The organism is Sporolactobacillus sp. THM19-2 (assembly GCF_004153195.1).
In the GTDB taxonomy this organism is placed as follows: domain Bacteria; phylum Bacillota; class Bacilli; order Bacillales; family Sporolactobacillaceae; genus Sporolactobacillus.
In genome coordinates, this window is record NZ_SEMC01000001.1 from 180,113 (window position 1) to 194,131 (window position 14,019).

Genomic DNA, 14,019 nt, shown 5'->3' on the forward strand with positions numbered 1-14,019 from the left:
TTATTCAAGGGAGGTGAATCCGACGTGACAGAAAAATGGTGGCGGCGTTTATTTGGTCTGGAAGACGAAGAGCCGAAAGAGGAGCCAGGACCGGATCATCCGCACAGCCCAACCGGAACAAACCGTTCCATCGGTCGTTTTGAAGATAGCCGGCGTTCTGTCAAAGTGCGGATGATGTCGCAATATCCTGCAGAACAGGCGGTCAGTCATTCACCGCATGCTTCCTCATCATCAGCTTCTTCCCCTGACTCCGGCAAGTCGGAAAAGCCGGCATCAGACGTTCCTCCTCAGGAAAGCAGAAAGCCGGAAAAACGGCCCTTCCGGCTGACACAGATTCCTTCGCCGGTGTACGGTTTCAAAAAACCGCCGGAAGATTTTTACAGAAGGAACCGGGAAGAAAAGGCGCAGCTTGACAGGCATAAAGAAGAGCAGGAAAGAAAGCGGGTTGCAGAGAGAAAATCGGATGCTTTGCGGAGAACCGGCGCCGTCGTTCCGCCGCATAAAGAACAGCCGGTTATTGATCAGACTGTAATGAATCAGCCGTCCCTCCAGAGAAAGGAAAAAGAAACAGATGAAGAAAACCACGCTGATCCAGTGCCGGAGAGAACGCCTGCGCGACAGGAAGAGAAAGAGCCGGAACGTTTACCTGAGCAAAAGGAACATACGGCTGCCCGGAACAGGCTGAAGAGATCTCCTCACAGGCCGGCAGGTGAATCAAAAGTGCCATTCAATGTTTTAATGTTCGGATCAGATCACCACGCTGCACGCCGAATGGAAGCTGCCCGTCGTCATCATGATCATGAACGGGCGGAAAAAAACATATCCGGAGAAAACGGCCTCAGGCTGCCTCTGTCGCTTCTGGATGATCCGGATCGGGCAGAAGGAAACAGCGACGGCTGGATAGCCGAAAAAGAGAAAACCCTGGCAGATACACTGAAAAATTTCCATGTCTCTGCCGATATCATCGGCCATGTGCACGGACCGAGTGTCACTCGTTTCGATATTCACCTGCATCCCGGTGTCAAAATTAATAAAGTCATGAGACTTTCTGAAGATATTAAACTGAGTCTTGCCGTCAGACAGGTCAGGATTGCGACTGTACCCGGCAGGAGTGCCGTTGGTATTGAAATCCCCAACAAAGACCGGCGCCCGGTCCTCCTGAAACAGATCCTTGAATCAAAAGCGTTTATCGACAGTCGTGCGCCACTGACGGCCGCTCTTGGTATAGATGTATCCGGTAACCGTATTGTGACGGATCTGGCGAAAATGCCGCATGGCTTAATTGCCGGAGCAACCGGTTCGGGAAAGAGTGTTTGTATCCATTCACTTATTCTGAGTCTGATATACAGGAACCCGCCGGAGCGGTTGCGCCTGCTTCTAGTTGATCCGAAGGTGGTGGAACTGGCTCCTTATCAAAGTCTTCCCCATCTGGCGGCACCTGTCATTACTGAACCGAAAGAAGCGGCTCTGGCGCTGAAATGGGTCGTTGAAGAGATGGAGAAACGCTACAGGGCGTTTGCTGCATCCGGAGTCCGTGATATCGACGGATATAACAGGAAAATATCAGGGACCGGAGAACACATTCTCCCCTATATCGTGATCATTATCGATGAACTTTCAGATCTGATGATGGTTGCCCCTCAGGAGGTAGAAGAGTCCGTGTGCCGGATCGCGCAGAAAGCCCGTGCGGCCGGTATTCACCTTCTTCTCGCCACACAGCGCCCGTCTGTGGATGTGATCACCGGGCTGATTAAATCCAATATTCCGGCCCGCATCGCGTTCAGTGTCTCTTCTCAGACAGATTCGCGGACAATTATTGACAGCGGCGGGGCTGAGCGCCTCCTTGGCAGAGGGGATATGCTGTATGCAGAAAATGGATCACGCACGTTAAAACGTATTCAGGGCTGCTTTGTTTCGGATGAGGAGATACGCCGTGTTACGGGTGCATTTCATGGCAGCAGTCATCAGGAATTTCTTTTCTCTGAAGAATCATTTCGAAAAATGGACACCGAAGCATCTGAAGAAGATGATTTACTGGAGGATGCAGCAGCGTTTGTGGTCGATCAGGGACAGGCTTCTGTATCAAGTATCCAGCGCCATTTCCGAATCGGCTATAATCGGGCGGCAAGGCTGGTCGATGCACTGGAAAGCCGCAATATCATCTCAGGAGCAAATGGCAGCAAACCACGTCAGGTTCTGATGACAAGAGAACGGCTTGAAGAACAGATGGCAGGTGATGGGCCATTCTGAGCAGGCGTAAAATAGCTTTTACAACCTTGCTGATAAAGGTTAAAATATATGCCAGGTGACTGCCAGATGAGGGCCAGTCAGCAGATGAATCATGTAAAAATTTTTTAATTGAAATGACATGGGGCGGACACCCACAGTGATCCGGCAGAGTATACTATGGCTATGGGTGTAAAAAGCACGGATGAACGAGTTTATGGAGGTCAATTATGTCGAAATATCATTTTGTCGGAATCAAAGGTACCGGAATGAGCGCACTTGCCCAGATTTTACAGGATTTACATGTTGAGGTACAGGGGTCTGACGTTGAAAAACGTTTTTTTACACAGAAAGCTCTTGAAGACAGAAATATTCCTGTTTTCCCGTTCAATAAAGATAATATTTCACCAGGTGAAATTATCATTGCCGGAAATGCCTTTCCGGATACACATGAAGAAATTGTACGGGCTAAAGAATTAGGACTGCCGGTATATCGCTACTACGACTTTCTTGGTGATCTCGCCAAAAAATATACGAGTATTGCTGTTACCGGAACGCACGGGAAAACATCAACGACGGGGCTTCTGTCCTATGTTTTCGAATCTTTTGCGCCAACGTCCTTCCTGATCGGGGATGGAACGGGATCCGGCAATGATAAAGGCAAATATTTTATCTGGGAGTCCTGCGAGTATAAACGTCATTTTCTGCACAGTACCCCGGACTACTGTATTATCACAAATATTGAATTTGATCATTCAGATTATTATAAAGACCTGGACGACGTGTTTAGTGCCTTTCAGGAACTGGCAATGAAAGTCAATAAAGCCATATTCGCCTGTGGGGATAACGAGAAACTGCAGATGATCCAGTCACACGTCCCAATCGTTTATTATGGATTCAACGAAGAGAATGATTTTCAGGCACGCCATGTCACTTTCCTGAAGGACGACTCCGGTACAGAATTCGACGTCTATATCCGAAATGAATTTTACGGCCATTTTAAAATCCGTGGATACGGGAATCATAATGTACTGAACGCTCTTGCCGTCATTGCGTTCTGTAATTATATGAATGTCCCTGAGAAACTGGTCAGGGAGCGTCTTGCTGCATTCCGTGGTGTGAAGCGGAGATTTTCTGAATCGAAACTGCCCGGAGTCGATCAGATCATGATTGATGATTACGCGCATCATCCGACAGAAGTTCGCGTTACGATTCAGGCTGCAAGAGAAAAGTATCCTGACCGGAACATTGTCGCCATTTTCCAGCCACATACGTATTCGCGGACAATGACCTTCATGGATGAGTTCGCTGCCTCTCTGGAAACAGCCGACCATGTTTTTCTCTGTGATATTTTTGGATCGGCGAGAGAAAAGAGCGGGAAACTGTCTATTCATGATCTGCAGGATCGCATTGCAGGATCACGGATTCTGCATAACAGCAATATTGATGATCTCAGGCAGTTTGACCATAGCGTTTTGCTGTTTATGGGTGCCGGTGATATTCAAAAGTACCAGAATGAGTACAAAAAGGCATTGAAATCCTGAAACAGCGGGACTAAACTTTTTTTCAGCACTCGGGCATGATAAGATATAGAAGAAGTTTCCATACAGGTTCTTCAGAGTCATAACTTTATTTTTCAGGTATAGAAAATCATTAATTCATTAAACTAACATCGATTATCGAAAGGAGGAATTTACAATGGTCATTATTCTTTATCTGGCTGTAGCCGTCATTGCTGTAGCCTTTGCTGTTCTCGTCTATTTTCTGGCAAAAACGCTGCAGTCCGCCCAGAAAACGATGGACGATGTGGCCTCTACACTTGAAGATGTTCAGGATCAGATGAAAGGACTGAACGAGGAAACAACGGAACTGCTGCACCGGACAAATTTACTCGCGGGAGATATTCAGCAGAAATCTCAAAGCCTGAGCAGTATTTTTAATGCAGTTGAAAATTTTGGCGAATCCCTCAACAGTGTCAATGCTTCAGTTAAGAAAGTAGCAACCAGTATTGAAAACGGCGGTGAAGAAAATGCCGGCAAGGTGGCCAATGCCCTGCAGTGGGGACGAGCCGCCATTGATCTGATTCATCGCTGGAAGGATAAACGGGCGGATAAATAGAAAAGAGGTGGACAGGCAGTGCGTGATACTGATAAACATTCTGGAAAGAAAGTCGCTTTTTTCTCGGGTGTGCTGCTTGGAAGTGTAGCCGGTGCTGCTGCCGTCTATTTTACGGCAGTCTCCTCCGGCAGAAAAAGCTTCATCCGAATTCAGGATACGGGTCGTACCATGATTAATAAAGCTGCCGGACTGTATAAGAAAGCCAGGAAGAGACCCATTAACCTGAAGGGTGAATCGGAGCATCAGGAACAGGTTCAGGGCATCCCGATTCCGAGAGATTATGTCTGATTGTTGAAGAAATGCAGTTGTTCCTGCCATACATATGGCTTAATATGGGCTGATTTGTTACTATGTAAACAGATGAATGAAATCGGGCGTCAAGCGTATTGATGCGTTTTTTGCCTGCCATAAAATGAAAACGTTACTAGATCTGGCACCCCGGGCAGGATCGATTACTGAGGAGGAATGGACAAAGTGAGTGCAACTATTTATGATGTGGCAAGGGAAGCGGGCGTTTCAATGGCAACCGTTTCACGGGTTGTGAACGGCAACCCGAATGTAAAACCGACAACAAGAAAAAAGGTTTCTGAGGCAATAAAACGACTGGGTTACAGACCCAATGCTGTCGCAAGAGGGCTCGCAAGTAAGAAGACAACAACTGTAGGCGTTATTATTCCTGATATTTCGAGTGTATTTTTCTCCGAACTGGCCCGTGGCATTGAAGACATTGCAACCATGTATAAGTACAATATTATCTTGTGCAATTCCGATCAGAATAAGGATAAGGAAATCCGGCTGATTCAGACCCTTTTAGGGAAACAGGTAGACGGTATTGTCTTCATGGGTGGTAAAGTTACTGATGAACATATTGAGGAATTTACACAGTCTACTGTTCCTGTTGTTCTGGCTGCTACAGTTGATATAAATAATAAAATTCCCTCAGTAAACATCGATTATGAAAAAGCTGTTTATGATGCCGTTTCGCATCTTATTGAGTCCGGACACAAAAGGGTTGGCTTCATCAGCGGTTTGCTTGAGGTTCCAATCAGTGGCGTCTATAAACTGAATGGATACAAAAAAGCCCTTGCCGACCATGAGATCACCTTTGATGAAAGTCTCCTGACCGTAGGCGACTATACGTATGAATCAGGGAAAGAGGCAATGGCACAATTCCTGGCGCATGGAAATCCACCGACAGCTGTTTTTGTCGATTCAGACGAAATGGCGATTGGCGCGATTCATGAGATTCAGGATCAGGGTAAAAAGGTTCCTGAAAATATTGCGGTGATCAGCAGTGAAAATACACGTCTGGTTCAGATGGTCCGTCCGACGCTGTCCAGCATTGGCGAACCGACCTATGATATTGGAGCCGTTGCTATGCGACTGCTGACAAAATTGATGAATCATGAAAAAGTGGACAATGCCAATGTGGTCCTGCCGCATCGGATTGAATACCGTCAGTCCGCCGAATAAATTTCAGTATAAAAGGCGCTTTCCGTTAATGGAGAGCGCCTTTTTTATGGAATTTGATCCGTTGAGCAGGCCTGGCATGTGAGACATAAACCCCCTGAGGTTGTATTTCTGTTGCCTTACTTCAGGGGGTCTGTTCATTTCGTGGGGGGTATCATCCATCATTTAATGATTACAGTGCTTCCGGCACAGTGACATTCAATTCCTGACCAATGCGTTCCAGGTCACCGGCCGTTTTGTCGTCCACGGCAACTCCGTTCTTGCTGTTGTCGGCGTATCGTCTGTATTCCCGGTCACCCGGAATCTTAATCTCAGTATTTGGCAGGTGCTCCAGGTTCCTGATCCGATTAAACATACTGGTGGCATGATCTTTCAATGTATCCAAATCGCCAAAGAACGACGGATTAATGGTCATCAGAAACTGACTAAAGTCATGTTTACCGACACTTGTATCGGCAGAGATAGACCCTTGCGCCAGGATACCGGTCAGTAATTCGACAACCAGCGAATTTCCTAATCCTTTGTAATTTGAATTATTTTCTTCAACGCCGCCAAGCGTCAGGACGCCGCCCCCTTTTTGATGTGGTGTAAAGGCTGCCGTCGAAAGAATATCTTCAGCTTTTCGGGCGTTCTTCACAATTTTACGGTCCTTATCAACGGCCCATTCACCCGGAATATCCTGATTGTTTTTGTCCAAAACCTGAATTTTACCACTGGATACGACGGACGTTGCTCCGTCAAACACGAACGGATGCGGTTCTGCCGGGAAGGTGAAGGCAAACGCGTTTGATCCCAAAAAGGCTTGCGTTGCATTGGTTGGTACAACCAGCGGTCGCGTATTCGTATTGGCAATGCCGATCAGCCCTTCTTTAACAGCCATGCGCGCCCAGTATCCGGCGGTACCGAAGTGGTTGGAATTTCGAATGACGGCGATTGAAACAACTGACTCTTTTGTTTTTTCAATCAATTTATGCATGGCAAGTGCACAGGCGACCTGGCCCATATTTTTATTGGCATCGATCAGTAAACTTGTTGGCGTTTCTTTCAAAACTTTGACTTCATTTTTCGGCTCAATGGTGTGTTCTTTGACCATATTCAGATACCACGCCAATCGCTGAATCCCGTGAGATGAAATGCCACGTAAATCAGCATCCACCAGTGTATCAGCTAGCAGGTTACTGTTTTCTTTTGAAAAGCCGGTTGCAGCAAATACCCTTTGCAAATACGTTCGTTCAGATTCTGCACTAATTCTCATGATGATGCCCCTTTTCTAATTCTGTAATTGATTTCCCGCGTCGCATTTTGCTTGCTAAAAAACGTCCTTGTTCAGTACCTGTATTCAATATCAAACAAGGAAGATTTTAACCGCAGTGCCCCCTGTTTCGCACGTTTATGTAAGCCGGCGAGGTATCGATTAACGATCGTGGATGTAACCTCGACCCATCCAGAAACTTCGATTCAGCTTCACCAATCTATGTCGCGCGCCATCCCAATCAGACACTTTCTGAAAATGGTCACATTGGCTATTCCAACCATTAACATAAACTTAAGGTCAAATAACGCGTTTGTCAAATAGATTTATTGACTTATTCCTTGCAGTTGATAGGCAAAAATTTTACCGAATCGCCTCCAATTTAATACCAGCTGTTTGCTTTACCCTCCCTGTCCGGCCACTTTAAACTGATCCATCCGCTAAATGGCTTCCCAAAGCAAATTACTTTGCAGGGTAATGATGTTCAACTATGATAATTATGTCACATGAAATGTACCGGTCACGCTTAAACTAAAAAACAGCACCAAAACGGGTGGTTAAGGATCATCATTCATTAATCAGAGGAGGAGAGAATCATGAGAGCAGTTGTTATCAATGAATATGGACCTGCAGAAAATTTACATGTTGAAGAACGGCCGGTACCTGAGATCACAGATGATGAGGTATTAATCGAAAACTATGCAACAAGTATCAATCCCATCGACTGGAAGGCACGTCTGGGCCTGCTTAAACCGATGTTTGACTGGAATTTTCCGGTGGTATTAGGATGGGATGCTGCAGGCGTGGTGACTAAGGCAGGTGCCAGGGTAACCAAATTTAAAGCGGGCGATAAGGTCTTTGCGCGTCCTGATATTGATAAAGACGGCAAGCGAGGGACCTACGCCGAATATGTTGCAGCTAAAGAAGATAAGGTAGCCTTAAAGCCTGAGGAACTTTCATTTGAAACCGCGGCAGCCATTCCGCTCGCGGGTCTGACAGCATGGCAAGTCGTTCAGGATCGTCTGCACGTGAAGTCCGGTGAAAAAGTTCTGGTGCAGGCAGGTGCCGGTGGCGTCGGCCTGTTTGCGATCCAGATCGCTAAATATCTCGGGGCGTATGTCGCTACAACCGCCAGTGCAGACAGCAGGGATCTGCTGCTTCACCTCGGTGCCGATGAGGTCATTGATTACCACACCACAAAAATTGAAGACGTTCTTCATGATTATGATGCGGTATTTGATACAGTTGACGCGATAGATGCGGGCTTAAAAGTTCTCAAGCCTTCCGGACGTCTGGTCACGATCGCCGGGCATCCGACCGCTGAACAAAAAAAGGCACCACAGGACGTTTCTGACTGGTGGTTACAGCCCAATGGTAAGCAGCTGAGTGAACTGGGTACTTTGGTTGCACAGGAGAAAATCAAAGTGATCATTGACAGTACATTTGATTTAACTACATCGGGTTTACAGTCAGCGCATAAACGCAGTGAAAGCCGTCATGCACATGGGAAAATAGTGATCAAAATTAAATGAAACCGGAACTGATCCGGTAGCAGAAAGCCGCCCTCCCTTGTCGGAGGGCGGCTTTTTTGTTGCGCCCGACATGGGCGGCAGCCGGGCGGCGTGCGTTTTTGCCGGTCTCCGGCTCAGTCAAAGTAATACAGGTACAGATCTTCGAGATTCGGGGCTGCCACGATGGCGGCTCGTTGCGGCTTTTCATCGGAAATGACCCGAATTTCTATGCCGTTTTCTCTCCGAATGATGTTGCCCACCTTATATTGTTCCTGGTAAAAAGCCAATTGCGCGTCAGAGATCGTTACGAGCCAGACTTTCCCATCCAGCCGGGCGAGCAGTTTTTGAGGGTTGTCTTTTTTAATCAACCGGCCGTCTTTCATGATCACGATTTCTCTGGCGATGTATTCAAGGTCGGAGACGATGTGCGTGGACAGCACGACAATTCGATTGGCGGCAATCGATGACATGAGATTACGGAAACGGATTCGTTCTTTTGGATCCAGCCCGGCGGTTGGCTCATCCACAATCAGGATCTTCGGGTCGTTTAACAGGGCCTGGGCGATCCCGACGCGCTGTTTCATGCCTCCGGAGAATTTGCCGACTTTTTCCCTGCGATGCGCCTCCAGGCCAACCCACCGGAGCATCTGGTCAACTTTCTGCTTCGCCTGCTCCTTCCCAAGTCCTTTCAATGCTGCAATATAGAGCAGAAATTTTTCGGCGGTAAAATTTTTATAGAGCCCGACCTGCTGCGGAAGGTAACCGACGAGATCCCGATAGGCATCATCAAGCTGGAAAATATCTTTGCCGTCCAGCAGCAGTTGGCCGGACGTCGGGTGCATCACGGTGGCCAGCATCCGCATCAGGGTGGTTTTCCCCGAGCCGTTGGCGCCGAGAATGCCATACACGCCTTCGTTCAGTTCCAGATTCATGTCGTTCACGGCGACTTTATCACCGAATTTTTTCGTAACCTGATTAAGGGTTAAAATCAATGCAGACACCTCTTTAAATAAATGATTGTTGAATCGCCTTTAGCTGATCTGTTTTCTTGCCATGAACCGGTAGAGTAAAGTCAGGACCAGTACGGAAGCGATCACCAGGATGAACAGGGAAAAAACAGGATACAGAACCGGCCAGCCAAATACGTTGACCGTCTGGAATTCAGCGATCAGGGGATCGACCATCATCCCGTTCGACCAGGTGAACCGGAAGAGCCGCAGCAGCCAGTCCGGGACGGTGACGAATAATTCGGCGGCCACCGGAAAACCGAACGCAAAGCCACTCATCAGAAAGGAAATCAGCGGATTCTTGTTCCATGCAGAGACTATTGAACCGCCGGTTACGGAACCGTACGTACGGTGGTGTAAGACAACGGAAGCAGAAGTTTTCTTCTTACTCGATTTTGACAACGGATAGATTGGTGCACCCATCACCTGTCTTGTCACGTGTATTGACAATAGGTGCTTTTCATTTATACTGGAATAGTAAAATTGATAGGAACGAAGAATGAGGGATCAGTCAGAGGCAGCGTTCAACCTGATTGAAAATTCTATCAGGTTGAACAAATAACGAATCCGGACGGGTCGGTCTGGTTGAAAAATACCAGACAGTGGCGGCATCTATACACAGACGAGGAAGCGTAACTCTATGATAAAAGATCGAGTACTCGGCGCTTTATATGGACAGGCCATCGGGGACGCCATGGGTATGCCGTCAGAACTTTGGCCGGTACAAAAGATCCGGGCATGTTTTGCAGGCAGAATGACAACATTTCAGGATGGCCCGAAGTCGAATCCTGTCGCCAGAAATTATACGAAAGGCCAATATACTGATGATACGAACCAGGCCTTTGCGATACTGGATGCACTGATTGAGAACCACTGGATACCGGACCGGCAAATAATCGTGAAGCATTTGATGAAATGGGCATACGCTGCCGACGCGTTTAACAGAAACATTCTGGGACCGAGTTCCAAAGCGGCGCTTCTGGCCATTCAAGACGGAAGGGATCCGAAATCGGTGACCGATCAGGCATTAACCAACGGCTCTGGCATGCGGATTGCACCCATCGGAACCTTATTTGATCCAGGGCACACGGATGAATTGATCGCAATGGTAGACAGCGTCACTCGGGTGACCCATTCGTCGGACGTTGCGATTTCAGGGGCGGCGCTCATTGCCGGAGCGGTGTGTGCCGCTCTGGCATTTGAGCATTGGGACGATGTTATTGATTACGCGATTGATGTTCAGAACAGAGCGTTCAAACTGGGGTCACCGACATGGGCGGCATCCGTCCGCGAACGCCTGTTCATTGGTCTTGACCTGGCGCATAAATACGTAGATGATCAGTCAGCGTTCGAGAAAGCTATTTATGAAACAGTCGGGACCGGAACACTGGCCAGTGAATCCATCCCGGCTGCAGTGGCCATTGCTTATTACGCACGGGACGTCAGGAGGTGTGCGCTGCTCGCGGCCAATCTCGGCGGCGACACGGATACGATCGGTGCGATGGCGACAGCGATATGCGGCGCTAAAGCAGGGTTCGGCAGCATCGATCCTGACTGGACAGGTTTAATTGATTCAGAAAACAGACAACATTGTATTCCAAATTACGCGGAAGCCATTATGAAATTCAGAGAAGGAAACAACGAATCATAAAAAAGTTGGGTTTTGTTCGCGCGTGGTAAAAAAGAAGGGGGAAAGTGGGCAATGAACAACGATGAAGAAATTTTAGTTCCTGAAAAGGACAGGACGATCAGCGGGCGTGATTTATTTTTCAACTGGTTCGCTGCAAATATCGGCATTATGGGCATTGTTTTCGGTGCGATGGTCGTCAGCTATCGCCTGAGTTTCTTACAGGCTGTGCTTGCATCACTTGTCGGCGCGCTGTCTTTTCTCATCGTTGGCTGGGTCGCTGTGATTGGTGATAAGGCGGGAATTACGACGTTCAAAATGTCCCGTGCCGCTTTCGGTTTGGAGGGAAACAAAATTCCCAATGGTGTCGCGTGGATCAACATGGTCGGCTGGCTCGCCATTAATATCGTCACCGGGACGCTGCTGCTTGTCGCCTTGTTTGACGTGCTGCATATACCCCGGGCCCCGTTTTCTACAGCGGTCGCACTGGCTGTGTTTTCAGCCTGTGTTCTTCTGTCCGGACTGGTAAAAGAACGTGTCATCGCAACGATCCAGACCTTTCTTTCTTATCTTTTCGGCATACTGACTTTGTTTATCCTCATCTTACTTGTTATGAAGACACAATGGAACGAAGTATGGACGATGGAATCAGGCAGCTGGATGGGTGGATTTTTACCCGCTGTTTCGATTGTCGCCGCCGGTTCGGGCATCAGCTGGTCGATGAACGCCGCCGACTGGGGAGCTTATGTTAAACCGGAGACTTCGCCGCACAGTACGTTCTGGAACACGACACTGGGCGGCGCGGTTCCACTGTTTCTCCTGATGGTTGCCGGTGTACTGCTCAGCACAGCAGAACCAGGACTTGCCTCAGCGGATAATCCATTTGAAGTCATGTACCGGATGCTCCCGTCCTGGATCGCTGTGATTTATTTTCTCGTGGCGGCAGGCGGTCTGATTCCTCAGTGCATCATCAGTCTTCGATCGGCGCGGATCAATTTATTGACATTAGGAATCCATGTCTCGCAAAGGACTTCACTCGTCGTTCATGGCCTGATCGTCGTCCTGATTCCGGTGTTTGTGTTATTTATCAGCGGACGTTTCTTAGCTAATTTTCAATTGTTTCTCGGTTTGCTTGGGATCTGTTTAGTGGCCTGGGTGGCTGTGTTTCTGACGGACAGCGTGCTTAACCGTCAAAACGGGAAAGGATATCGTGTGTCTCTGCTCGTTCCAGAGACCGGTCGTCGGGTCAATTGGCGTGCAATCGTTTCCTGGCTGGTCGCCGTTATCGTCGGTTTCCTGTTTACGAACAACGCGCTGTTTACCGGTCCCTTTGCCCGTGGGATATTCAGAGATAACAGCCTTGGTGTTCTGCTCAGCGGCGTCGTTGCTGCAGTCTGCCTTTGGCTCATAAACGGCAAAGGAGAAAAAGATTTTGATCATGGAAAAAATGAAAGCCAATAAACAGACGTTAATCATCGGAGCCGCTGTCCTCGATATTCTTGTCAAAGTGGACAACTTGCCGAGAACGGGCGAGGATGCAACAGGCGATCTGCAGAAAATCGCTGTCGGTGGGTGTGCCTATAACGTCAGTCGGGTGATGAGTGCCCTTGGCGGCGGCCATGTGCTACTTGCCCCGATCGGGAAGGGCCTGTACGCGGATATCATTAAAGCCGACTTTGCAAAGCATGGCATTGAGAAAACGATTGAAGAGGATTCCGGAGACAATGGGTGGGATGTATCATTTATCGAGAAATCGGGTGAACGGACCTTCCTGACGATTCCGGGGATTGAAAAGCAATGGAAGGCTTCATGGTTCGATCAGATTGATGTTGAAATTTATGATTACATCTATGTGTCGGGCTACGAGTTGGAAGGGGATTCCGGCCCGGTGATTCTGGAAGCATTAAAGAAAAGGAAACCCGACAGCAGGTTGCTTTTTGATGCAAGTCCGAGAGTTTCGTACATTGACCGCGAGCTCCTGGATGAGATAATGGCTCCCGGAACGTTGATCCACTGCAATCGGGATGAAATGAATGCATTGGCACCGTCGGCAGATTCCGTCGAAAATGCCGCAGAAACCCTGTATGCCCGGACACACAATCCGGTAGTGATTACACTTGGCGATAAGGGCTGCTATTTTCGGGACAGTAAGGATAAAGGGTTTGTTCCCGGCAATAAGGTTAACGTCGCAGATACGATCGGAGCCGGAGACGCCCATTGCGCCGGATTGATCTGTGCATTGTCAGCAGGCAGCGGTACTCGCGAAGCGGCACGGTTTGCCAATGGGGTTGCCGCGAAAGTCGCAGGAAAGCATGGTGGCGCGTGATGATGTAGGTTCTGAAATTATTTTATGGCAAATCTGAAGTCGTATGGTCAAAAATCAGGGACAATTTTCCCCAGTATGAAAAATAAGGGTGGATTAAAAAAATGACAAAAGTAAACCAGGGAGGTGACCTGGGATCCGCTCTTATCGGGGGGGATCCGGCTAAGCACAGCATCAGATGAATAGACGGAAAAATTCCGCTTACTTAGTAAAATGAAATGAAAAACAATTAAAATAGACGGAGAGATCCCGTCTATTGAATCAAAAAAAGGGAAAATGGAGCTTTTCCCCTGGCATAATCGGAAAATCTCCGCTTACTTCTCCTCTGAAAAGTGTGCCGCTCTGCTTCTAACCGAAAAATCTCCGCTTATTTTACTTTATGCTCGTGACTCCATTAAGGACAAAACACCTTATTTACAAGTAAATGGGGTGAAAGCCCTTGCAAGGTGGGTTAATTGTTGAAAAAATACAGGAGAACCTCATTT

The 14,019-nt window shown here is 47.9% G+C and carries 12 protein-coding genes; 9 read left to right on the forward strand and 3 right to left on the reverse strand.

Annotated elements, in window-relative coordinates; translation table 11 throughout:
- Nucleotides 1-24 precede the first annotated feature (24 nt).
- The 5 genes from EWH91_RS00790 (at nucleotide 25) to ccpA (ending at nucleotide 5,817) form a co-directional block, all read left to right on the forward strand.
- Nucleotides 25-2,250 carry a DNA translocase FtsK gene (locus EWH91_RS00790; RefSeq protein WP_129928079.1) on the forward strand — a complete coding sequence of 742 codons (2,226 nt, stop codon included), beginning with the start codon at nucleotides 25-27 and terminating at the stop codon, nucleotides 2,248-2,250.
- 206 nt (nucleotides 2,251-2,456) lie between these two features.
- Nucleotides 2,457-3,770, forward strand: a complete 1,314-nt coding sequence (gene murC, locus EWH91_RS00795) for a UDP-N-acetylmuramate--L-alanine ligase (protein ID WP_129928080.1) — start codon at nucleotides 2,457-2,459, stop codon at nucleotides 3,768-3,770.
- Nucleotides 3,771-3,924: 154 nt separating this feature from the next.
- Nucleotides 3,925-4,344 carry a DUF948 domain-containing protein gene (locus EWH91_RS00800; protein ID WP_129928081.1) on the forward strand — a complete coding sequence of 140 codons (420 nt, stop codon included), beginning with the start codon at nucleotides 3,925-3,927 and terminating at the stop codon, nucleotides 4,342-4,344.
- Nucleotides 4,345-4,362: 18 nt separating this feature from the next.
- A complete protein-coding gene (locus tag EWH91_RS00805; RefSeq protein ID WP_129928082.1) occupies nucleotides 4,363-4,632 on the forward strand; it encodes a YtxH domain-containing protein in 270 nt (89 codons plus the stop codon).
- A 186-nt stretch (nucleotides 4,633-4,818) separates the two neighbouring features.
- On the forward strand, nucleotides 4,819-5,817 hold the full coding sequence (gene ccpA, locus EWH91_RS00810; RefSeq protein WP_129928083.1) for a catabolite control protein A: 999 nt from the start codon (nucleotides 4,819-4,821) through the stop codon (nucleotides 5,815-5,817).
- A gap of 169 nt (nucleotides 5,818-5,986) precedes the next feature.
- Here ccpA and EWH91_RS00815 read toward each other — a convergent pair whose 3' ends face one another.
- Nucleotides 5,987-7,069, reverse strand: a complete 1,083-nt coding sequence (locus EWH91_RS00815) for an Ldh family oxidoreductase (RefSeq protein WP_129928084.1) — start codon at nucleotides 7,067-7,069, stop codon at nucleotides 5,987-5,989.
- A gap of 593 nt (nucleotides 7,070-7,662) precedes the next feature.
- On the opposite strand from EWH91_RS00815, the gene EWH91_RS00820 reads away from it, so the two are divergent.
- On the forward strand, nucleotides 7,663-8,598 hold the full coding sequence (locus EWH91_RS00820) for an NADP-dependent oxidoreductase (protein ID WP_129928085.1): 936 nt from the start codon (nucleotides 7,663-7,665) through the stop codon (nucleotides 8,596-8,598).
- Nucleotides 8,599-8,711: 113 nt separating this feature from the next.
- Here EWH91_RS00820 and EWH91_RS00825 read toward each other — a convergent pair whose 3' ends face one another.
- On the reverse strand, nucleotides 8,712-9,578 hold the full coding sequence (locus EWH91_RS00825) for an ABC transporter ATP-binding protein (protein ID WP_326407505.1): 867 nt from the start codon (nucleotides 9,576-9,578) through the stop codon (nucleotides 8,712-8,714).
- Nucleotides 9,579-9,608: 30 nt separating this feature from the next.
- Nucleotides 9,609-10,007, reverse strand: a complete 399-nt coding sequence (locus tag EWH91_RS00830; RefSeq protein ID WP_206184238.1) for a hypothetical protein — start codon at nucleotides 10,005-10,007, stop codon at nucleotides 9,609-9,611.
- Between the two features lie 217 nt (nucleotides 10,008-10,224).
- On the opposite strand from EWH91_RS00830, the gene EWH91_RS00835 reads away from it, so the two are divergent.
- From EWH91_RS00835 to EWH91_RS00845, 3 genes are read left to right on the forward strand one after another with little or no spacing between them, the layout of a single operon-like run.
- Complete coding sequence (locus EWH91_RS00835) at nucleotides 10,225-11,235, forward strand: ADP-ribosylglycohydrolase family protein (protein ID WP_129928088.1); 1,011 nt, start codon at nucleotides 10,225-10,227, stop codon at nucleotides 11,233-11,235.
- Between the two features lie 51 nt (nucleotides 11,236-11,286).
- The gene (locus tag EWH91_RS00840) at nucleotides 11,287-12,672 is read left to right on the forward strand and encodes a purine-cytosine permease family protein (RefSeq protein ID WP_129928089.1); all 1,386 of its coding nucleotides are present in this window, start codon (nucleotides 11,287-11,289) and stop codon (nucleotides 12,670-12,672) included.
- Complete coding sequence (locus EWH91_RS00845) at nucleotides 12,650-13,537, forward strand: PfkB family carbohydrate kinase (protein ID WP_240697226.1); 888 nt, start codon at nucleotides 12,650-12,652, stop codon at nucleotides 13,535-13,537. Before EWH91_RS00840 ends, EWH91_RS00845 begins: the two co-directional genes overlap by 23 nt.
- The last annotated feature ends 482 nt before the right edge of the window (nucleotides 13,538-14,019 follow it).

Excerpts from the sequence above, each read along its gene's own strand:
- murC (WP_129928080.1), top strand. The coding sequence starts at position 2,457 with ATGTCGAAATATCATTTTGTCGGAATCAAAGGTACCGGAATGAGCGCA.
- EWH91_RS00800 (WP_129928081.1), top strand. The coding sequence starts at position 3,925 with ATGGTCATTATTCTTTATCTGGCTGTAGCCGTCATTGCTGTAGCCTTT.
- EWH91_RS00815 (WP_129928084.1), bottom strand. The coding sequence starts at position 7,069 with ATGAGAATTAGTGCAGAATCTGAACGAACGTATTTGCAAAGGGTATTT.
- EWH91_RS00820 (WP_129928085.1), top strand. The coding sequence starts at position 7,663 with ATGAGAGCAGTTGTTATCAATGAATATGGACCTGCAGAAAATTTACAT.
- EWH91_RS00830 (WP_206184238.1), bottom strand. The coding sequence starts at position 10,007 with ATGGGTGCACCAATCTATCCGTTGTCAAAATCGAGTAAGAAGAAAACT.
- EWH91_RS00835 (WP_129928088.1), top strand. The coding sequence starts at position 10,225 with ATGATAAAAGATCGAGTACTCGGCGCTTTATATGGACAGGCCATCGGG.
- EWH91_RS00840 (WP_129928089.1), top strand. The coding sequence starts at position 11,287 with ATGAACAACGATGAAGAAATTTTAGTTCCTGAAAAGGACAGGACGATC.
- EWH91_RS00845 (WP_240697226.1), top strand. The coding sequence starts at position 12,650 with ATGGAAAAAATGAAAGCCAATAAACAGACGTTAATCATCGGAGCCGCT.